This window comes from Rania fehmarnensis (genome assembly GCF_056494185.1).
The window spans coordinates 8703025-8724788 of record NZ_CM151398.1 but is presented as its reverse complement, the minus strand read 5'-3'; the positions used below and the strand labels follow the sequence as shown (position 1 = coordinate 8724788).

At 53.6% G+C, this 21764-nt stretch carries 13 protein-coding genes; 4 read left to right on the top strand and 9 right to left on the bottom strand.

Going from position 1 to position 21764, the window contains the following annotated elements; genetic code table 11:
* Positions 1-90: 90 nt before the first annotated feature.
* The 3 genes from SH573x_RS29460 to SH573x_RS29450 all read left to right on the top strand — a co-directional run bounded on the left by SH573x_RS29460 (position 91) and on the right by SH573x_RS29450 (position 5361).
* Positions 91-4230, top strand: a complete 4140-nt coding sequence (locus tag SH573x_RS29460) for a patatin-like phospholipase domain-containing protein (protein WP_479351713.1) — start codon at positions 91-93, stop codon at positions 4228-4230.
* 206 nt (positions 4231-4436) lie between these two features.
* Positions 4437-5093 (top strand): helix-turn-helix domain-containing protein, encoded by a 657-nt coding sequence (locus tag SH573x_RS29455; RefSeq protein WP_479351711.1) that lies wholly within the window; start codon positions 4437-4439, stop codon positions 5091-5093.
* Positions 4993-5361, top strand: a complete 369-nt coding sequence (locus tag SH573x_RS29450; protein WP_479351709.1) for a transposase — start codon at positions 4993-4995, stop codon at positions 5359-5361. The genes SH573x_RS29455 and SH573x_RS29450 overlap by 101 nt, the downstream gene beginning before the upstream one ends.
* Positions 5362-6055: 694 nt before the next feature.
* Here SH573x_RS29450 and SH573x_RS29445 read toward each other — a convergent pair.
* From SH573x_RS29445 to SH573x_RS29405, 9 genes are all read right to left on the bottom strand, one after another.
* Positions 6056-8656, bottom strand: coding sequence for a patatin-like phospholipase family protein (locus tag SH573x_RS29445; protein ID WP_479351707.1), 2601 nt, complete (start codon positions 8654-8656; stop codon positions 6056-6058).
* Complete coding sequence (locus SH573x_RS29440; RefSeq protein WP_479351705.1) at positions 8653-10803, bottom strand: GMC family oxidoreductase; 2151 nt, start codon at positions 10801-10803, stop codon at positions 8653-8655. Before SH573x_RS29440 ends, SH573x_RS29445 begins: the two co-directional genes overlap by 4 nt.
* Before the next feature lie 58 nt (positions 10804-10861).
* Positions 10862-13792, bottom strand: coding sequence for a hypothetical protein (locus SH573x_RS29435; RefSeq protein ID WP_479351703.1), 2931 nt, complete (start codon positions 13790-13792; stop codon positions 10862-10864).
* A 13-nt stretch (positions 13793-13805) separates the two neighbouring features.
* A complete protein-coding gene (locus SH573x_RS29430) occupies positions 13806-14225 on the bottom strand; it encodes a hypothetical protein (protein WP_479351701.1) in 420 nt (139 codons plus the stop codon).
* Positions 14215-15927, bottom strand: coding sequence for a c-type cytochrome (locus SH573x_RS29425; protein ID WP_479351699.1), 1713 nt, complete (start codon positions 15925-15927; stop codon positions 14215-14217). Before SH573x_RS29425 ends, SH573x_RS29430 begins: the two co-directional genes overlap by 11 nt.
* The gene (locus SH573x_RS29420) at positions 15924-16361 is read right to left on the bottom strand and encodes a hypothetical protein (protein WP_479351697.1); all 438 of its coding nucleotides are present in this window, start codon (positions 16359-16361) and stop codon (positions 15924-15926) included. The genes SH573x_RS29425 and SH573x_RS29420 overlap by 4 nt, the downstream gene beginning before the upstream one ends.
* On the bottom strand, positions 16358-18304 hold the full coding sequence (locus tag SH573x_RS29415; protein ID WP_479351695.1) for a c-type cytochrome: 1947 nt from the start codon (positions 18302-18304) through the stop codon (positions 16358-16360). Before SH573x_RS29415 ends, SH573x_RS29420 begins: the two co-directional genes overlap by 4 nt.
* Before the next feature lie 29 nt (positions 18305-18333).
* Positions 18334-19821: an NADH:flavin oxidoreductase gene (locus SH573x_RS29410; RefSeq protein WP_479351694.1), complete on the bottom strand. Its 1488-nt coding sequence runs from the start codon at positions 19819-19821 to the stop codon at positions 18334-18336.
* 685 nt (positions 19822-20506) lie between these two features.
* Positions 20507-21343: a 3-methyl-2-oxobutanoate hydroxymethyltransferase gene (locus tag SH573x_RS29405; RefSeq protein ID WP_479351692.1), complete on the bottom strand. Its 837-nt coding sequence runs from the start codon at positions 21341-21343 to the stop codon at positions 20507-20509.
* A gap of 138 nt (positions 21344-21481) precedes the next feature.
* On the opposite strand from SH573x_RS29405, the gene SH573x_RS29400 reads away from it, so the two are divergent.
* Positions 21482-21751, top strand: coding sequence for a hypothetical protein (locus SH573x_RS29400; protein WP_479351690.1), 270 nt, complete (start codon positions 21482-21484; stop codon positions 21749-21751).
* Positions 21752-21764: the final 13 nt, after the last annotated feature.

The window sequence follows — 21764 nt, the reverse complement described above, 5'->3', positions numbered from 1 at the left end:
AACTCCATTAGAAAATGATTGAAATGTGATTACAAACGCGATAGGCTTGGCCCACAGCTTTAAAATCTACTGTCAACGCGAGTAAATCGTATGACTCCGCCTGAAAACAAAACGTGCCAGACGCTGAGTGAGGTCCACGAGGACGAGTTACAGTTGGCGATTCGTAAGCGTCGCGAGTATTGGAATAGCCTGGCTGCTAAGTCGGGCGATGGGGCATCGCAATACCCGGCCCCTTCGTCAGATGACCTGGTTGGGCTGTCGCTCTCGGGCGGCGGTATCCGTTCAGCCATGTATAACCTCGGTTTGCTTCAAGCGTTTGAAGAGTCGGGTTTGATGAAGCACGTCGACTACATGGCGTCTGTATCAGGAGGAGGATATGCCAACGGCTTTTATTCGCTGCATCAAGCGAACCGGTCTGGGCCGCTAAACCGTGCCGAAGCACTTAGGCAAGAAGGCGATGACGCTGATGTTGTACCGGGGGCGACCAACGCCTTACCGGGCACAAGTGCGCAGGTTCAAAAATCTCAGCCCAAGATGGCGGCCAGCAGTACAGAGATCTTGCGTCGCAGTAAACGTTTATCGGTTTGTACCGAAAAGTTCCTGTTACATGGCCAGTATCTTAACCGCCCCATGGAGATTGTAACTTCGTACATTCTGCGAACGATCGGTATGGCGGCCGCCGTTATATCGTTGGTCGTGGCCTTCGCCGCGATCATCGCCATCATTTTTCGAGTCTTTGACGAACCCGCAGTTCGACTCCGCTTAGGTTTGCTGGATTTGAATACCGATCTGCGTGTGGGTATGTTCAGTTGTGCCGTTGTGGCCCTGGCCGTGCTCGTTGTCAGACGCGTGGTCTTGTCTTGGATGGGGATTCGTCAGCGAGCTCTACGCACCAGTCCGGGTCGACCAGCGCTAATCATTATTGGAGCGTTCTTACTAGGCATTTCCATAATGATTGGCAACGGAGATTTCAATATTTCCCAAGGTTCTGGCTGGTTGCCACAATCGTTAGACCTCAAATCGCTTCAGTGGCCCATCGTGATTTTGGTCGCCTTGGCTTTCTCGCCGTTACTGCGTCTGCCAAGTTTGTTGCGCAGTGAAAGAGCCAACGCCACAGTCTGGCAAAAGATGGCATTGTCTGTCGTGCTATGCTGCACCACCTGGGGCGCCATCTTTGCATTAGTCGGTTTCATTGGCCGCGAAAACGTTTCTGGCTTCGTCACGAGACGGCCGCCAGAACTGGTCGCACAAGATATCAAAAACTATCCCGAATTGGCCGCTCTTTTGGCAGAGTCTAAGGCTAATGTAGGCGAATCGACGGACCGCGATGACCTCCGCTGGCTGATAGGGAACGACGACTTCAAGAGTGTCGATGTTGCAGTTGCAAACATCTTGGCTCTTGAGAAGCAGCGGGCTGCGGCTGAGCAAATTCTGCGCAACGAGGAATTGATGTGGCACTCGTGGTACGAGTTATATAACGCCACACTTTCACGTTATGTGCAAGTCTTAGGCGCTACGATCTTGCCCACGCGCAGCAATGTTCAAGATGTGATCGAATCTAGCAGTGAGATCTTGCATCAAGGAGAAGTGCTGGTCGCAGCCCTCAATAATTCTCTCAGCAACGGTATGGAAACGGATATCTCGAAAGCCGAAGTTCGCAAAGTGGTGGGCACTGCAACCTCTGGCACTGCAGCCTCTGGCACTGCAGCCTCTGGTACTGCAGCCTCTGGTACTGCAGCCTCTGGTACAGCGACCTCTGGCACAGCCACCAACAATTCCTCGGTAGTGCGTAACGCATTGCAGCCCACGACGACCGACGCGGCTAACAAGTCTATGGAGTTGCTGAAACTGGTGGCCAGAAGAATTGCGCTTCAGCCGAAGGAAGTGAACGATATCGAAGTTAGCAGCATTCGGAAAGCGGGTATCAAATCGACATGGACAGAGAATGATACGCATTCGGTTATCAACGCCTGGATTGCAAAAGGTGGAAAGCTGCTGGTCAAAGGTGGCGCTCGTTACAAAGATCTCGATGGTTTTCAGTCGCTTCTGGAAAAGGCCTTCAGGGGACAATCGGGATTGGACTTCAGTTCCTTTACCGATTTGGAACTCTGGACATTCAATCGCATGTGTCTGGAAGTGGCTTACCCCCGCGTCTTTAAAGAACGCGTGATGGTCAGCACGCCAGTTGTGGTCCGCGAAGATCAATGGTTTCGCAGCTTAATTGCCGGTTGGGCCATCGTGATTCACCTGTTGTGCCTTGCCCTGGTGGACATGAACTGGACGTGCGCCTGGTTCCACTTTTATAAGAGTCGCGTGCATGCGACCTTCTTGCAGCATGGTAGCAAGAATGTGGTGCCTTTGGATGCGCTCAATCCTCATCATCACGGTGCACCGTATCCCCTATTTGTGGCCGGTATGATGCTGCCGCAAGTACCCACTTACATCGATGGATTTAGCAGCGATGTAGATGCAGGTAATCCCGCGAAGTTGGACGGCAGTTACGCGTCGGATTGGTATTCATTTGTCTTTTCGCCACTCTACTGCGGCTGGTTGCCATGCCGCAAGCGGAACCTGGCGACCTATCTGCCAACGAGTAAATTCTGGGATCGCAAAGTGGGAGTTGAAGATGCGGTTGTGCTCTCTGGCGCAGCGGTGACACCCTGGATGTCGAACAATACGAGTCTGCAGTTCCTGTTGCACTTATTCAATTTCCGGCTGGAACAATGGGTCCCCAACACCATGTTGCCGCAGCCACCCAACCGACGATTCTCACTGATCGATATGGCTCGTGAGTTCTGGAATGGGCGCCTGATCGCCACGGCCCAGTGCCCGACGGAGAAGTGCCGGTATGTCGTGGTCGCTGACGGTGGCTTTCGCGAATTCCTGGGTGTCGAGGAACTTATTGCGAGACGCTGTCGCATCATCATTGTTTCCGACGCCGGTTGTAACAATGGGCTCTTTGAATTCGGGGTGCTTGCCGATCTGATTCGCAAGCTCCGTTTAGATCATGGTGTCCAAGTACTGGATTTGGATCATGAGCGTCCACTGGATACGCGTCGCCTAAGACGCACTGAGGAGCTCGATAATAAGTCGCCGCAGCATTTCGTCTTGGGTCGGATTCGTTACCCGGAGCCTCAAACACTCGACGATCATCAGGTGCCCAAGGAAGCGTTGCTGGTCTATGTTCAAATGTCACTGACTGGCGACGAAGATATTGACATCGAGCAGTTCCGAAAGACGAATCCGAATTTCCCAGACGAACCGATATCCAATCAGTTCTACTCACGCGAGCAAGTTGAGTCGTTTCGTCAACTCGGTGAACATATCGGACGGCTGTTAGCGCGTGATATCAGCGACTTCGATTGCACCGGTAGTGCGGCGGCTCAGGTAGGCGACACGCACGCTCAGCAGAACGGCTCTGCTAAACGTGGGACACCGACCAAGTTAAGCTTGCAACAAGAACGTATACGACGTTTGGAAGACTCATTTCGATCCAGCTATCGCAATGAGTGTCGACAAGAGGGGTCTATTGCCGATGATGATGCCCGAATCGGTTGGCTACTCGACAAGCAAGTTGGCGGTCAGACTTTGGCCGCGGTGCATGCTTACGAATCCGACTCCAATCACCGCCGCCAGCTAGCGATCCGCGATTATGTCTGGTCGGTCCTGGATGCCGTTACCGCCGAAAACGATTACAAAATCCAGCCTGCAGATTTATATGGTATCGCCGTGGAATGCAATCGACGCCATGCTGGTTTTCGTCCCGAATGGCCCACCTCGTTCTTTCAAATTGGTGGGCGAGATTTGCTGATCAAAGCCGCTCAGATTGCACACGAGACGTTTGGAGGGCTGGCAAAGGGAGAGGACGATGAGTTCAATACCTGGTGTAAAGGCTTGATCGAAGACGTGTCCCGACCACCTCTGCCGATCCAAAAGCTTTGTCGACTAGCGGTCATGTTACCGCGTGGTGTGTTTCGCAAGTCTGGCTGTCGCACCTCCGCTGAAGTACTTGTATGTATGCTGGCTCTGGCGATCGCACCTGCGCGTGAATTCGATACAGAGACTATGCAATGGATATCCTCTGAGAAAGCTCAAGCCAGCTTACGAGCAGCCATACGTACAGGTAAAGCAAGAGAAGTCGAGAAGGTGATCAACGAACTGGTCAAGTATCAGGTTACACCTAAATCGACCAAGGCTGTCGCAGTACCGCGCAGTCCAAAGGATCGCTAAGCACGTCGCACGTCGAATTCGGGCAGCAATTTACTACGGTACCTTGCGCGCAGGAGACGGTACGCCGACCCACCTAAGCACGTGGACACATCCAATTCGGGATTAGGGCACAAATAGTGCACAAAAGAAGGGATGGGACTCTTAGTTTTTTTATGTTTGCATTGGCTGGCAAAAGTCATCTCCTCGGCACCAACGGAGAGACTGTCATGGCGCGGCCTTGCACGAGGTTTATAACTGAATTGAGCGGTGAAGATCTTGAGTTTTTGCTTAAGACCTGGCGAACTCATGAGGTTCATTTAGTTCGCTGTAGAGCGCACGCGGTTGTACTGAGCTCTCAAAAAGTATCAGTACCCGAGCTCAATCGCATCTTTGGCATTGATGATGATACAGCCCGAAGTTGGCTGGCTCGCTGGGAAGAGCGTGGACGCGAAGGTCTGGAGGACGAGGAGAGACCAGGTCGTCCAGCCAAATTGGACGAAGCTGGTCAGCAGTTAGCAATAGACTTACTGCACGAACATCCCAACAATCCTAACGAGGTCATCAATCGAGTTAAGGATCGAACTGGAGAATCAATCAGTCGTCGAACATTGCGTCGTTGGGCACGCAAGGCTGGCATGCGGTGGAAGCGTTTTCGGAAGTCGCTCAAAAAACTCCGAAATCCCGAGCTTTTCGATATGGTCCAGCAAGAGCTTAGCGAGTTGGCTGAAATGCCTGAAGTCAATGTGGCATACTTCGATGAAGCGACGTTTTCATTGACGGCAGTTGTCCCATACGGGCTGGCAGAATATTGGCACGCGCGAGACCATCGATCTAAGCGGAGAGCGAAAAGCGATACATGTCCTAGGCATCGAAGAATCCGGTAGCGTAAATGCCTACATGCATCGAGGTTCCATCAACGGCGAAACTGTGGTCGAGGTACTAGATGATTATGCGAGCCAGATCCATAAGACGACGGTTCTTGTCCTTGACAATGCATCACCACACACTTGCAAGCTGGTCGAACACAAACTACCCGAGTGGGAGAAGAAGGGACTCATCCTGTATCCATTGCCACCATACTCGCCAGAACTAAACAAAATCGAGCATACTTGGAAACATGTCAAATATAGCGAGCTACCCGCATCTGCATGAAAGAATCTCGGATCGTTAGTGAATAAACTAACGGACGTATTTTCCAAACTTGGGCGGTTCGTATTAATGCCTTCACTGGCATCCGGTTAGTGCCCTAATCCCGAATTGGATGTGTCCACGTGCTTATTAACTTTTGCTCAGCGAACGCTTGCAGTACCCCGAGATTAAATGCTGCGCTTCGGATCCCACCTCCGGATAAGGCAAGTCCCATCGTCGCGCTGTCAGTTGGTGAGTTAACCGAGGCCGCATTCGCCGTACTCGGCGGCTCACTTCGTGACTTTTGCAAGTTAACACTACTCTCGTTGAATCGGTCGGTATTCAAGGACTGGATGGTCGCAGCCATCTCCGAACTTGATTGAGAGTATGGGACAATCGTGGCCGCCTTATTCTCGGCCCCAGTCTCGACTGCCTGGAGTCGAGCGCGTCGAGCTTGAATCGTGGCTTGCTCGAATTTCCATACTCCATCAAATCTCCAGGCACGTGGATTTCCGTGCTCGTCGACCGACTAGGTGGTACCGCTGATTTCGGTAGCCACCGCTGCCAAGCGGTGGATTTCGCCGCCAGCGGAGTCCACCGTCTGGCGACGGAGGCTACGAGTGTCCACCGTCTGGCGACAGTGGCTACGAGAGTCCACCGTCTGGCGACAGTGGCTACGAGAGTCCACCGTCTGGTGACGGTGGCTACAAGTGCGCAGTTAGGGGAATAGCTTTTCACCAATATGCTCGCCCAGTTTTCGATAGCTCTCGAATTGAGGTTCATCGAAGTCTTGATCGAGCGTGCTTTGATTGGGGAAGTCGGAGTATTGAGCCTGGTAGCTGACGATGTCCATCGGTTCATCGCCGGTGATGCTCAAACGGACGTACAGCATCCAAGAATGGTTTCGACCGTACCACGGATCAGGGCCAGGGCCTTGCCAGGCGGGATAGGTGGCCTTCATCAATGTGGCATGACGTGGGGCTATGCCCTTGTCGTTAGGCAATAAATCGGCAGGTATGCCTAAGGCATTGGCGATTCCTGGTGGCACTCCGAGTGTCGGTAGTGTGGCTATGTCGACCGGGTCCAATTCACAGTCAAAGTCGATACGGGCCAGGCGAGTCAGTTCGCCCAAGCCCACACTATGCCCTTTGCGGTCTTGACCACCATCGATGACGATCAGCAGCGGAACGCGACGACGCAGTAGTTCGTACGCACCGGAGTTTTCGAAGTGACCGCCATCGGATAGATAGATATAGCGCCGCCATGGACCGCCGAATCGCCCTCGCAATTCAGAGATTAATAGCGATTGAGTGGTCAGTAGTTCCATCAGCCAGCGCTTGGTGCGTTCAAAGATGGTTGGACGAATCGGTGTCAAAGCCCGCTCGTCGGTCGATAATCCCGAGTCCCACCAATAGCCCAATCGAAAATTCCCAAGTGTGATCAGGAGCGAAAAGGCTGCGCCAGTCAAACGACCGGCCCCTGAACTAACGGCGGCTCCCGATATGGCCATCCACATGCGAACACTTAAGCGTTCAACCAACACCTGCTTGCCAAATCGATGCCAAAACGGATGCGGGCTCACACCATCGGTGATTGGCTTGACTTGGATACAACTATCTTGCACGGTGCCCCACTTCGCATGCCAGCGTTGGGCAATGTTTAGTCCCACAGGGCCGATGGCCATGTTCTCACCTTGACGATCGCGCTGACCACGTTGCGATGCAACATCGACGGTTTCATTCACGGCGATGTTAAACAGATGCAGCGGTCCGCCTGCGAGGTGCGGTTTGTATTTATCCAGATCGACATCATCGCCGGGTATCAACGAAGTCACGTCGCTCTGTCCATATTGTCGATGTCGCGCAGGATTGACAGCGCCTAGAAATACCCGCGAAAGTCGTGAAGCATACAGTGGCAAAGGACCACTTCGATTGACAAACGCACGCGTGCTGCGAGCTCCTAAGAGCAGCGAGATAATAATGCCGCAGATGGTGGCCGCGATACCTTGTCCGAAGTTGCCGCCATTGCCGTAGACTGCGTGTGAAAAGAAAGCCACCACGGAGAGCGGCAAGATCGTGCCAGTCAGAAAAATGATTCCCGTCAATAGATAAGGGACCTTGGCCAGTTGATTCAAGAGTGAACCACTACCCGATTTCTGATTGGATACCAGACCGGCCAGGCCACGCAGTAGCGGCGCGCCCAACAGGAAAGGTCCGACAAGCAAACTGATACGCCCTAAGAAGTCGGTCCATGAGAGTTGTTCCACGAGCAGTGTTTGCGTAAGGAAATACCCGATCGCATTGATCAGTCCCAGCACACCCAATACGAACAGCGTGACGGTGGCAGTAGCCAACACCTGCGTTAACAAGTGACGGACCCACAGACGACGAAATCCGCTATTGGGATTGGCCGATCCAATCTGCTGTCGAACTTGTGACATACCCCAGACGACGGCCAACATCGTGGCGGCTAAGATGCCTAGCGGTAGTGCGCTTTTAAGAGCAAAGGTGGCTGCAAAGGTGAGCAAGCCATAGATGGCCAGAACCGGTAAGATCACCCGACTCTGTTGATCCTCCGAAACCATCCAGTAACCTAAAGCGACTGGCAACAGAAAGTACCACAGCGTGGCTTCGGTCAACAACCACCACATCGTAAGTTCCGGGCCTGCGATCGCTCGACCCACCGGTGATACCGATTCCACCAAGGAACGCGATGACTTGAGTGCTTCGGTGAGGCCTTCCCAATAGAAGGCACTATTCATGATGCCAAAGATCGTAAAGAAGAATGCACCCAATACGAAGTGCAGAGCCAAGAAGTTGCGCCAGAACGTGGCTATGTTGAATAGCGATTCACTCGAGCCTGTCGAGGCCAGGTAATTGGCATGTTCTCTGAGCCACGTGATTGTCGTCGATCGATTGTTCGTCAGTGTACTAGCCACGATCTCATGTGCAGGGTGTTGCCCCGCCGCATCGATATTCGGAAGGCTTCGCAATTGATCGAAATATCGACCCAAGAACGAACCCACGTAACCACCGCCCGAAACAGTCGACATCAAGTCGATGCGTCGCAACAAATTACGGCGGGCAAGGGATTGTAGAAATCCCAACGCAAAGGTGGCCGAGCGCACGCCGCCGCCTGAGATGGCCAGACCCAAGGTGTTATGTGGATAGCCCTCTTGGCTTTTTTCGGGAGCCGTTGGCAGATTCCACAACCAGTTATGTTCGGGCGCAGACTGCTGGGCAGTCGGTATTCCTTCAGTGGGCTTATCCACGGCTTCGTCGATCTTGACCACCACTTCTTCGTTATCGACTTTGTTCATTGTCCGGCCGCCTTTCTGCGATTTCGCACCAGGGCCGCTTCCTCAGCCTCGAATTGGCTCGGGAAGACGCGCCGCTCGCGATACGCCGCAGTGGAAGGAATCACCGGCGCGGCTGCATCCGCTTCGCGAGAGACTTCAATCTGCTGCGTCGTGCGCGGATGATCTTCGGTTAGTACATCCGCAGCTTTCTCCGCGATCATATAGATGTTGGTCACGACGAAGTAACCCGGAATGCGCGGAAAGATACTCGCATCGACGATGCGCAGATTCTTGATGTCTCGGACTTGAAAGCGAGAATTGACCACTGCCAAGGGATCATCCTTTCGCCCTAGCTTACAAGTGCCACACGCGTGATGGCCCCAAGCTGTTTGGCGAATCCAATCGCGAAGCGGTTGATCATCGACGCGCCCGGGATAACTTACACTCTGAATATCACCTGTCTTGATGCCTTCGCGGAGCATCTCATCCACGAACTCAACGCCTTGAACCAGCGCGTTCAAATCCGATGCGGCGTTATCCGTTTCACACTCGGCAAACGATCGGAAGTGAATCTCAGGCGTGGCAGTCGGATCGCTGGAGGCGAGTCGAATTGTGCCCGCGCAGTTTTTGGTGCGAGCCTTAAGGACTAACCAGCTGACAGTGCGATGTTCCGCGCGAGCGCCAGGTGCGAGGGCGTCGAGCCCTGGAATCAACGTCTCTGGTGTCGACCAACCCACACGATAGCCGGCAAATTGTCCGGCAAGCGCCATAATGAAGATATCCGCGATCTCATCTTCCTCTTTCGTTCGAAACAACAAACCCACCAGTGCACCATTGCTCGAGTAAATGCCTGGTGAGTGTCCGGATGAATTGCCAGTCTGACCGCTGGCCGCGATCGCTCGCAGGTACTGATCTAGAACCACATCGTTGGTGGCATACTGTGAATTGCTGGTTAGCGTAATGCCTTGCAGTGATTGAAAGGGCTTCTTCAAGGTCGCTTGAACCGAAACTTCATACCGATCTTGCAGATTGCGACCGACACCAGGTATCGGATGACGGATGTTGGTGGCCGATAACTCTTGATCACCAATGCCCGAGAGCATCAACAGTTGCGGAGTGTTGAATGCACCAGCAGCGAGTACTACTTCGCCACGACAACGAATGACCTGCGTGGGCGTATCGGCGGAGTTGTCCGTACCTGGATGGTTTGGGTCAGCCTGATAGACGTGAGCTTTCGCAATGACTTGCACCCCGACTGCCCGATCCCCTGACAGTTCGACTCGCGTAACCAGCACATGGCTGAGTATGTGCAAGCGACCGTTGCATTTAGCTTCGGCATCCAGCAAACGCTGGCGTGGTGAACTACGCTGGCCACGACGATCGATGGCACACGGAATCTGTGTTACACCGGCTCGTTGTCGCTCCATATTATCCCAATGGTTCGGATCCATCACAGCGCGAACTCGTCCTGATGCTGAATACTTGAGCCAATTTGACAACTGATCGACGCCGCTACGCATCGATGCCGTAGCTGCTTTCAGCACTACACCCAACATGGCTTTGTCTTGCTTCAGAAAATGCATATCAGGCAGCGTCGTCGTCAGCCAGCCACTGGTTCCATGTCGGCAACCTTCCCAGCCAGTGCGTCCAATCAGTTTGGCCTTCCATCGCTCCCAAGTGGATCGCGGCTGGGCGTAGTCACAATCTTCGATCCGTTCGAAGTAAGTCCGCATCGTCATCGCATTCCAGGACGGATCGTCAACCATTTCAGCAATCTGATCCCAATCCTCATTCGGTCCGCAGAAGGTGATCATCGCATTGTGATTTGTACAACCCCCAACGCCCTGCCCTCGCGGATAAAACACTTGCTCCGCTGGCGGTTGATCGGCTTCAGTATCGCGTTGATTGACAAAGTACTTTAAAGCGAAACGTGGATCCTCTGTGGCTTCAGGATGGAGCAGCGGGACTTGAACTGGATCGGTCACTTGTGTGCTGGCCAGATCCGCGTGTTTGGGGCCCATGTCGATGACGACTACGTAATAACCACGTTCAGCTAGCCTGGCTGCGAGTGGGCAGCCAGCGGCACCAGCGCCGACGACAATGAAGTCGATAGGCGACGTTTCCTTTTGCCAATCCTCAGGGATGGTGTCATGGTTGGTTTGAGTCATAGGCTCGTCTGTATTCATTCATAACCCGATGCGCTAGCAGGGGATAGCGGAGGCTACGTTAGAGTGTTTTCAGCAATTCAATCAGGGCGAGTTTTTCATCTGAGCTGAGATTACGAATGCATTCGTAATCGTGGCCTCGATCTAATACCAAGTCTGGGCATTTGCTGATCTTCATAAACGCCGGCGCTACTTCCGACTCAAAGTGATGCAAGCCGACCTCGTGATCTTGATTGCTTCGGAACTCGCGGAAGTAATGCAGCAGCTTTTCAAAGGCGGCCACGATGTCTTTATGCGACGCTTTGGGGTCGATATTGGCAATCAGATTGACGGGCATGCCTTTCGGAAAAGGCCCGAGTTTCAGATCGCTGCCCCGCCCCGCCGCAAACATTCCCAGACCTAACGCAAAGACAACAGCAAACGCAAAGCAACCCATGGCGATCCACTGATTCCATTGATTCAACAGTTCGCTGCCTGGTATATAGCGATTACCCAGGAGGTACAGAAGAAAACCAATCAGCACGACCACCAACACCGCTTGCAATCGAATCCAAGGCAGCCCCCAACCGGAAGTTTCCTCGACGATAGTCATCGCCATCCAATACTGCCAGATTTTGAAAATGATCAGAGCTAGTAGTGCCGCGATCGCCACTAGTGCCACGATGTGCAGGAACGTGATCACTGGCTGTGCATTGGCTGTCCATTTCTTGAACTTCAACCATTTGGCTTGAATGCTCTCGAGGAAGAAGAACGCCAGGCCGAGTGCCACGCATACAAACGATGGTACCCAAGGCAGAAAATTAACCAGCCAATTCGACCATCCGGTATAACCTCGGATCATTGGCGGAACTTGGTGACTGAAGACAGTAAAGGTCGTCGTTTGGGGCGTGCGCCAGATCAGTCCATGGTCGGACTGGAGTTGGGTGGACTGGACGTTGTCAGTCAATTCAACTGTTCCACGATCGTGTGACTCGTATCGCTTCTCGGGCCACAGCAGCTTTTCCATACCATCCTTGAATGCCTCATAGCGTCCTTTTACCGATGGATCATTGGTAAAGTTTCCTAGGGAATTGTTGTGTAGATAAGGCGCGGTGGCCCACAGACTGATCAACGTGGGTACACGGTAATAACCTGGTCCACCACCGGGAGGCGAATACTCTTTCTCCGAGGCGGCAAACGGATCGTAATACCGAATCGGTCCAACAGGCTTCAGTTCCTTGTAAGTGAACGACGAAAAATCTTCCCAGACATTGCCATGCATGGCATTGGTCGCCACAGCGCGTCCCGAGTTGGTTTGTACCAGCGTTACGGGGATGCGCGCATCGCTGGACAGGTAGTTGTTTTTCCAGAAATGCTCTTGGTTGACGACAGCCGATGCCCACGCGAGATAATCCTTGGGCAGCTCGCCATCGCCGTGGGTCAGTTGCACCAGGTCGGTACTGTTTAGCTGCAAACTCACTCGATTCTTGTCCATGAGTGGATCGATGTTATCGATCTTCAGTTTGGCTTCGAGGATTGGGTCATCTCCAGGCTGGATGCTGGAATGACAAGCCATGCAGCTCTTGGCAAAAACTTGACGACCTTGCGCGTGTGGATCTTCCCAAGGTTGAGTCGTCGGTAGTACCACGTCTTTCTCGGGCGGCGCATCTTTCATCAGCATAGGTGCAGACGCTTTCAAGAAAAAAGCGATCATGGGATCAACGCGATACTTGGTCGCTTTCCAATAAACCGAATGCGATTCAATATCGCTCAGCTTGAACGGATGCTGCTGACGGAAACCGAGAATTGGGTTGTGAGTTCGCACCCACTGCTGGTGATAGCTGCCGATGTTCAGATAGACGCGAGCAAATGCCAGCCAAGCACCGACACTATCCGAACCATCCACCAGCACTCGCGGCACGGGTCGAGGATTGGAATTGAAATCAGGTAACACAGCGCCTGGAGGTGGAGTGTGATAAACGCCAGGATACTTTTCGTTCTCCGCATCCAATCGCTCAAAGGGGTTGTGAAGAGAGCGAGTCACGCGCGCCCCCAGTCCGAAGACGGCATTCATCGTGTTGGCGTTGTTGATGTTATCCGATGCGATCAGCGAGGTATCAATAGTGCCTGGGAATTGCGAGTCAATGACATGATAAAGAAGGTTGTCACTATCGAGCATATTGCCCAGCACTTCGCGGACTCGCAGATACTGGTTGCCAATCGTGCCCGAGAGGTTGGCCCACTGCGGATTCTCGGGATCCGTTGGTGGCCGCAGAGGATCAGGCGCAGCATGACAAAACGCGCAGCTCATACCGACGCGGTAAGGTCGTATGGTGGCTGGATCGGTCGCGTAACGTTTGTCCTTGTAATAGCGGGCTGGATCCCAACGCGTGATCGCATGACCCTTGAATTCTGGATTGACAAACAACCGCAAGCCTACGATGCCTGTGGGATAACCGTATACATCTTTGTTGGGTTTCGGACCCGGCGCATCGATTCGATCATAGCGCACACCGTACGATTTCTTGGTTTCATCCGCAGTGGGTGGACGCGCGCCAGGTTCGGTGACCATACCGGCTCGCGCAAAGCGATCATCGCGTTTGGCGCTATCGATGACTTGCAAGAGATCGATCGAACCGTATCCGTTTCGGGCTAGCCAATCCCAGAAGGCTTCATTGCCACCGCACCACATCATCCAGGCGTTGCGGCCTCGAATCTCGTCGGGTGTCAAAGTTATGCGCGAGTCGTCGAATTTACCCGCTGGGTCAGCCGTGCCATCCATGCCTGCAAAGTGATCCGCTTCGGCCATCGGGAAGCGATCTTGGGCGGCTTGTTCCGTGATCGGAGTTTTCGCTGCCGCTTCGTCTTTAGGTATCGGGTCGCGACAACCCGTTAATAGCAGGCTGAATGCCAGGCAACCGAGCAACCAGGGACGCGGCGCTAAACGTGCACCGCGCGAGATCAAGTTGGTGCAGCGACGACTATCTAACCATTCAAAGGTGTTTCGCAACATGAAAGCGGGTACCCTATTTGCGATATGGTTGGGTATTGGATAACGCCAGCAACCACAGAGGCAGTTGCACGGTGAACATGATCAAGTCAATCCAACCAAACAGTGGATAGTGATGCGGATGCCAGAACCAAAAGAAGAGCACTCCCGGCAGCCTGGCGAAGATGGACAGCCATGTCGTCCAACGATATTCAAGCGGATTCCAGGCAGCCGGAATATACATGCATGCCAGGCAAACGAGCGTCAGCGCGGCAGCCGATACCCATGTCAAATCAGAGGGGACGGTCTGCCCGAAGAAGCGCAGCGTCACGCTGGGGAGAAAGATGGCCGGCACCGCCATGACCAGGTTCTGCGCGATGCCGATCCACATGGCGATCTGAAAATACTTGGCCCACGTATTGGTGAGCGTAGGAGAGCGCAAAAGTTCAACGGCCATTGACCTCTCCCTGTTCTAAATAAGTCTTCAAGTACTCGACGAGCGCAAGCTTGTCCTCAGCACTTAGTTCCGTGCCGTACAAATGACCACTGTTCGAATTGCCATGGATAAAGGTGGCATATACAAATGGCCGTGCATGGGCTGCTGGATCGAGCTGATCGCATTGGAAACCGAGGCGCGCGGTGTCGATCAGGTCTTGTCCTCGAAAGAACAGCGGTGGGCGTGTCTTGGCCGTTCGCGCCGCCGCGACGACACCAGGGACTGCTCGTGCCAGACGCTGCCAATCTGCGGCTGTGACTTGAGATGACCGCTGATACGATGTCAGGTTGGCATTGATCCAAGCGAACAATCCCGGCTGCTGTGCCTCGATCCACGTTTGCGCTTGCTCGCCCGTCGCTGGTTTCTCAAGCAAGTCCAACATGCTGGGCACCGATCCATTGTGCAGATAAGGCGCTCGCAGCCATAAGCCATGCAAGGGCACCGATATATAAGACGATGTCGGTACAAAACTATTCAGATCCCAATAGTATTGGTCACCAAAGCGATTGTAGATTTGATACGGGAATTCGCCATGCTGGTCCGATATGTTCCACATCGCCAGGCGATTACCATCCGTATTATGGACTCCTCCATCAGCGTCCTGAAGGTTTACGGGTCGATTGACCAGTTCACTATTGGGCGCATGGCAGCGCCCACAGTGCTCCGAAAACAATGCTTGCCCTTTGGACGCAAGAGTGGCATCAAACGCTGCGGGCCACTTGGGTGGCGCCAGCTGTCTTGCGATTTCGATCATGTGCTGAATCTTGTTCACCGGCAGTGACTTGGTCGTGGCACCATCACCCAGTGCGCCTGCCAGTGAACAATCGAGCAAATTGGTGCTGAGTCCATCCCAATGTAGATGGTAGCCGCGCGCGGTGCTTCGGGCCTGCATCATCCAGAACGGCATCATATCGGAGTTGCCTACTGTCGGATCGTTCGCCGGATCCATGCCCAGCATTCCGAACTTGACTGGATTAAACGGATCGATGCGACCTGCGCCCCAGGCTGGCCGCGATTGCTGCCAGCGCGCTTCTTGAGCCTGCTTCTGCAAGGCTTTTTTGGTTCCAGGAATCAAAGCGTACCGATAGAGCGCCTTGTCACTGGGGGACATTTTGTGATTGTATTCGACGGCCTCTAAGATGGTGTCCGCATTGAAGCGTGGATCATTGGCACAAGCAGATAGAAAATGGAGATAGCCTTGCACATCGAAGCGATTGGCCGGTGCACCGGCGACAACTTGGGTGATACCCGTGCCACCGTCTGCTGAGGAAAGGCGATACGAGCCCGTATGACACGCCGCACAGTTGATGCCGACTCGTTCAAAACCGATGCGGCGTTTCGTGAAACCTACGGGCATCTCCGATCCGTTTTCCCACACCATTCCCAGCGACGTATAGCCACCAGGCGCCGGCAAATACTCCGGAAATATCTGCGGTAGCACTTGCCAGATCCAATACGGCACGCCTCCGGCTTCTTCGGTGCCTATGGATCCATACTTCAACGCAGCCAGTTCGTCGTGTCGATCCAACTCTTGTGGATACTCACGAAACAACTTCTCCCAAGCCAGCAGGCCCAAGAGAGCCGCAGCCACTACTGCCAGGGCCGCCAGGCTCCATATCACTTTTCGAAATCGCGCAGCAGCTTGAGGCGGTAACGATCTCATAGAACGCTCTCCTTAACGGGTAGAGCAATTGGTGGAGTGATTGGGCAGGTCGACTCTTTCCAGACTAGACCTAACAAACTGAACAGTACGACTCCCATCAATGCTTCACACCAACCTAATCCCCAGGCGGACAGACCCGTTTGCCATGGATACAGGCACCACCAATAGACGGCCAGTAGCAAGTGGGTCGCTGCTCCTACCACGGCATTAAACAAATACCGTCGCCAATCGATCATCACTGGCACGGAGTAAAGCGATACCAGCAGTGACAATTGAAAGGCAAATGCCGTCCACACCAGACCACGTGGGACCGGAACTCCTAAAACATCCAGCACGGCATGCGGCCAGAATGTGCCGGGGATAGCGAACCAGGCTGTTAAGATGAGTGTCGCAAAGAGCGCGAAGCGATAGAGCGATTCGAGTCGAGTACTCATGGTAGCACCTTGTCGCGCGCGGAGCCAATCAACTTCTGAAACTCAACTAGGGCCCACTGATCCTCCGCCGACAGCTCATCACCATAGCTAGAGCCGTCTTCAAAGACGCGTTTGTAGTGGCCTTGATGACCATTGCCCAGTAGTGACTCGATCTGACCATCGACAATGCGGATGGTCGAATACAAGTAGTTGGCGCGACCTTGATCGTTGACTGCGCGATCGCAGCGAAAGCCGCCGTATACCTGGTCGTAGTGATCATCGCCACGATAAAAGATTGGGGGCCGCGCGCGTCGCTGACGCGCTTTGGAAATTATGGCGGCCACTCGATCGGCATCGCGGGCCAGCGCGTTCACGTCGGTCTCAGATGTGATACCGAGTTCTTGAAAATCCTCGGCTGTGCAGGGACGGCTGAAGAGGTCAAATAGCGTCGGCACAGAACCATTGTGCAGGTAGGGCGCCCTGATCCAGATGCCATCCAATGGACTGTTGGCATAGCCATTGGTCTTGCGAAAGTTAGAAAATCGCCACCACTGAGACGAGCCCAATCGGAATTGATTGTTTCGAAGCGCCTCGGTGTAGGAATTCAGGCGAGCGGGATCGGTATCGATATCCGCTAACGGTACCACTTGTCCCAGGCCTGGCAAGGTCTCCACAGACTTGCCGTGAGGAGCGGGACCTGACGTCCAATCGCCATGGCAACGCGCACAATAGGTGCGAAACAGTTTGGCTCCGCGACTGGCCAGCGTTTGATCAATCGGAAAAGGATATTGCGGAATTGGCATCTCGCCCATGTAGGGGCGATGTGGGTCGGGACCACTGGCGGGACGATTCTGAAACACGTATTCATAGCCAGAGTTTTCGAGCGGTGGCGCACCAATCCAACGCGCCACGCGCAACATTCGCGGCATGTCAATCGAAACAGGTGTGACACCAGCACCAATCGATGCGCTGATATTGCGTTCGAATACCGAGCTGTTATTGCCATCCCAATGCAGATGCATACCTTCGCGCGGTCGCTGGTTCCAGATCGATGGATAATCTGCAATGCCATATGTTCCGTCAAACGGGAAGCCAAACTGGATCGACTTGTAAGGACTGAACGTATCGATGCGACCGGGACCAAATCGCGGAACAACCGGCTCGTCGAGTTGATGGTCCAGCCCTGAGAGATAATGCAGCTGCTGACGTCGCGCGAGCAACGTCTGACGTAGCTGGCGAACACCGATCTTGGTCAGTTGGCGTTCAATGCCACTGACCTTGGCCCCCACACCGCGCTCGGCGGCGGCGTCGATCGCGCCCAGTATGGTCGCTTCATTGAATCGCGGATCTTCAGCGCATCGAAACAGAAACGTGAAATATGCTTCCAAATCCATGCCATTGGCAGGCATGCCATAGACTAGCAGATGGCCAGCGCCGCTAGAGTCGCTGGGGCCAATGAACTCAGTCGGTAATGCACCGCCGTACACGGCCTCTGCTTGCGGATGATTTTGGACAGCTACAGTACCGGTATGACACACTGCGCAGTTCAATCCAACCAGGTCTATACGATATCGTCGTTGGGAAAAGCCGACTGGCAGATCATGACCGTCGCGCATCAAAAAGCCAAATGCTGCGTAGCCATCGCGATGGGAAACTGGTTTGCCGGTCGTTTGACTCGCAGCCTTTGCAGCTAGATATTGTTTGCCAGCATCGGGTAGATATTCAGGAAATGTATCGGGTAATATCTTCCAAATTGACAGCGGTATACCAGCGGCATTGTCGGAACCGATCGAACCATGCAGGAAGTGATCTGCGTCGCCCGCATACTCAGTTGGGACTTGAGCAAAGTACAACCAGTACACGCAACCCGCGAGGATGAATAGCGCGGTAGCGATCACATAGCGTCGCCGCCTGCGGATGACTCGCGCACCTGCATCGGCGGGTGAAATATAACGATTGGGCATTTTGGCAGTGCGACCTTGGGCAGGTTGATTTACGGTTCGAACTGATCGAGATCGTCAAAGACTTCCATGACTTCTTTGATCATCGTGTCGTAATCTGAATATCGATCCAAGTCATAACATCCGAGCGGATTCTCCAGGTCATTGACCAGGCACTTGTTGCAGTAACTGCACGGATGACGATTGCGGATCGGCCACGCGTTAGCGGGCGTAGATGCAGCGTCATCCCAATCCATGCCAGCGTGAAACAGTTTGGGGAGATCGCGATTAGCGATCAAAGGCCGCGCGATCGATACGCCATCCACTTTCTTTTCGCGCAGAGCTTGCCCGATAACCGAAGCGTGTTGAAAGCCGCCGGTGACGATCACTTTGATTTCCGGATCGAGAGCCTGGCGAATCTGCTCGGCTACCCCGAGGTTGATACCGGTCTTGATTTGGTCATACGCCAGCCCTCGACGATGGTTCCACCACCAGCGAAACAGTGGCCCTAGCAGGCGATTGCGAAAGATAAAGTAGTTGAAGTGTGTCTTCGTACCGCTCGATAGCATGCCGTCATACCAATTTTTGGCATCTTGCAGCGGAAAGTCGCCGGGCGGGTTGCGCGGGTGCGGAAAGATGCTGCCGCTGGAAACATGAATTGCATCGGCGCCGGCTTCGGTCGCCCACTTGCAGATCGAGATGGCATCTTCCAGTACGTTTCCTTTCTTATGCCAGGGGTAAAGTGCGTTGTTAAAATCGGCTGCGTTGGTCTTGAGCTGCACGTGGAAGGACTTGCCGGTCTTGTCCTTGATCGCTCGAATGATCTCCAAGACAAACTCAGCCCGATTCTCCAATCGCCCACCAAAGCGATCGCTGCGATCATTGATCGCTGAGCTCAAGAACTGCGTGATCAGGTAGCCATTGGCGCCATGCAATTCGACGCCATCGAGTCCAGCGTCTTGGGCGCGCCTGGCGCCTTCGGCAAAGTCGCGAATGGTCTGTTCAACTTCAGCCGTGGTCATCGCCTGGCATTGAATGCCGTGAAAGTAGTCAGGTGAACTGGTGGAACTAAGGGCTTTTTTATATTGATTTTCGACACCTCCGACATCTTGTTGCCGTCCGGAATGGCTGAGTTGCATCAAAAAGCGGCACGGTCCACTCTGCGAGGGATCGTCGGGCATCGCCATTTGACCAGCCGCATGTACGGCTTGACCTACGCGCCTCCAGAAAGGAATTTTGTCATCGGCATCGATAGTCGCATAGTTGACCATGATGCGACCGCGAATGGTGACTGGCGTGAACGAAGAAATAATGCAACCCACGCCGCCTTGCGCAAAGCTGCTTTCCCATTTGAGGCGCGCCGAAGTGCCTTGACCATTGTAATGATCGAAGCGTCCGGAGATGTTCGAGCGGAACAGCCGATTCTTGACCACCAAGCCGCTGCGAAACGTGAGCGGCTGGAAGATTGCCTCGCGGTCTTCGCTGCCCTTTGAGTCAGCGCGCGCAGGACCAGCGTTGTATACCGTGCTCGAACCGTCCATATTTCACCGGGGCAAAGCTCAAGGAGGACTGAGGCACTAGCGATCGCGAGCCAATTATTCTTCGCGCGTGCCCTCGAGGATATGGGCTCAAACCCCAATGAGCGTTTTTTTATCGCGATTGTAATTCCGCTACAGAGTGGAACGATCCACTCTCGCCATAGAGTAGGACGTAACGCAAGGAGCCATTCAGAAAGAAATATACAAAAATTCACAAAAAAGCATTTGTGGTCGCATTAATGGTATTTTGGCGTTGCGAAGTCGTTTATAGAAAACCGCTAATGCCACGTAGTCGAGTCTCTCCGAGACTCGATGCAAATCAATGGGGTCAGGTGTGGACCTGACCCCATTATTCCGTAGAGCGGCTGTCCTCAGCCGCTCAGCACCTACTAACCAGACTCTCTACCGACCGGTGGTCCGGGAGGGCGAAGGTCCTCCTGAGCCAAACACCGTTCAGCAGAACGGACATAGTTCCGGGGAAATGTGGTGATCGCAGCATCAGCTTGATAGGCGACGATGCGAACGGATGAGCCCCCGAGTCTATGTCCGTTCCTCTTAACGGTGTTGGGCTCAGCAGGAGCATTCGCCCTCCCGTGCCAAACACCGCATAGAACAACGGACAAAGTTTAGTCGAGACCTGACCCCTTTTAACCGGCGATCTTCCTGACTGCATTCCTTTCCAGTGCCGCTACTCGGTCTGGTTGCAATCGACGGCTGTCAGGAACTGATCGATCATTCCGCTGGGTGCCTTGACGATATGTTCAGGACCTGGAAAGCGTCCGCTTTTGACATCGGCAATGTAGTCTCGAAAACCTCCGACTCGCTCTGCTTGCAGCGCTTGTTCCATCTTGAAAAGGTCCCGATATTGTTTGGTATGACGTGGGTAAGGAGGAGCGTGGTTGCCCAAAATATCTTCCGCGAACATGAATTGAATGTCTCCACCACTACCAGCGCCAATCGACGAGGTTACCAGACTTGTGCGACTGGAGATTTGCTTGAGTAACTCGGCAGGTACGACTTCAACCTCGACTGCCCAGGCTCCTGCTTCCTCGAAGGCCTGAATCTGCTTGAATACCCATAGCGCCTCCTCGACGGTCTTTCCGACCGCTTTAAGGCCACCGGTCCATGTGCTCAAGCGAGGGACGAGACCAGCGTGAGCCTCAACAGGAATTCCAGCACTTGAAACAGCTCGAATCAGCTCTGGTCCCCATTGGCACATGATCCCATCTGCCCCTATTTCCATGGCATCGTAGCCAGCACGAATCGCTTCGGCCGCGGTAGCAATCTTTGTTAGCCCGATACAGAACGTCATAAATGTATGCGGCGCTGCCTTGCGAATCGCGATAGCACTGGCCGGGTTGCTTGGATCAAACTTGACTTTCAGCGTATCGATTCCAGCTTCTTCGGCGGCCACCGCCTCACTAGTCGTAAAGGGCATGGTCTCGGTGAGAACTGTCTTGCCTTTCAAATCTTGCAAGTGCTTGACGGTATAGTTGCGAGTCGCATAAGCCCCGCCAAGAGTCATGGTCCGGTGCAATCCTCGCTTGTGTGCATCTCTTGGAGGTAAGGCGTTCGAAGTTGGTGTGTCATCGGGTTTCATTGATTCAGCCTCTTCTTCATAATTTCAACTTCGGACTTTAGAGTTGGCAGCAGAGTAAGACGGATGCGAGATAGTTTTGAGTTTATCGAATTGACAGTGTACCTGATAGCTTGCGGCCTGCTGATGCCACTGGTTGCAATCATCGGGCGAGAGAGCATCTGGTCCACGCTGTTACTTTTGGCGTTGCTGATTCCAGTTCCCGTCTACGCTGCACGGCTCCGGTACAGCTTTCCTGACCGTATCGATCGGGCTTTGGAAAGATATGCATATGCCACCTTTGGAGCTGGGCTGCTGTTCATCGTCGCACTTGTACTTTCTCGTGCCCTGGCATAGTAGGTAACACAGT

Coding starts and splice junctions, on each gene's coding strand:
- SH573x_RS29420 (WP_479351697.1), bottom strand. CDS start 16,361: ATGAGTACTCGACTCGAATCGCTCTATCGCTTCGCGCTCTTTGCGACA.
- SH573x_RS29460 (WP_479351713.1), top strand. CDS start 91: ATGACTCCGCCTGAAAACAAAACGTGCCAGACGCTGAGTGAGGTCCAC.
- SH573x_RS29430 (WP_479351701.1), bottom strand. CDS start 14,225: ATGGCCGTTGAACTTTTGCGCTCTCCTACGCTCACCAATACGTGGGCC.
- SH573x_RS29445 (WP_479351707.1), bottom strand. CDS start 8,656: ATGAACAAAGTCGATAACGAAGAAGTGGTGGTCAAGATCGACGAAGCC.
- SH573x_RS29455 (WP_479351711.1), top strand. CDS start 4,437: ATGGCGCGGCCTTGCACGAGGTTTATAACTGAATTGAGCGGTGAAGAT.
- SH573x_RS29435 (WP_479351703.1), bottom strand. CDS start 13,792: ATGTTGCGAAACACCTTTGAATGGTTAGATAGTCGTCGCTGCACCAAC.
- SH573x_RS29415 (WP_479351695.1), bottom strand. CDS start 18,304: ATGCCCAATCGTTATATTTCACCCGCCGATGCAGGTGCGCGAGTCATC.
- SH573x_RS29425 (WP_479351699.1), bottom strand. CDS start 15,927: ATGAGATCGTTACCGCCTCAAGCTGCTGCGCGATTTCGAAAAGTGATA.
- SH573x_RS29400 (WP_479351690.1), top strand. CDS start 21,482: ATGCGAGATAGTTTTGAGTTTATCGAATTGACAGTGTACCTGATAGCT.
- SH573x_RS29410 (WP_479351694.1), bottom strand. CDS start 19,821: ATGGACGGTTCGAGCACGGTATACAACGCTGGTCCTGCGCGCGCTGAC.
- SH573x_RS29440 (WP_479351705.1), bottom strand. CDS start 10,803: ATGACTCAAACCAACCATGACACCATCCCTGAGGATTGGCAAAAGGAA.
- SH573x_RS29405 (WP_479351692.1), bottom strand. CDS start 21,343: ATGACTCTTGGCGGGGCTTATGCGACTCGCAACTATACCGTCAAGCAC.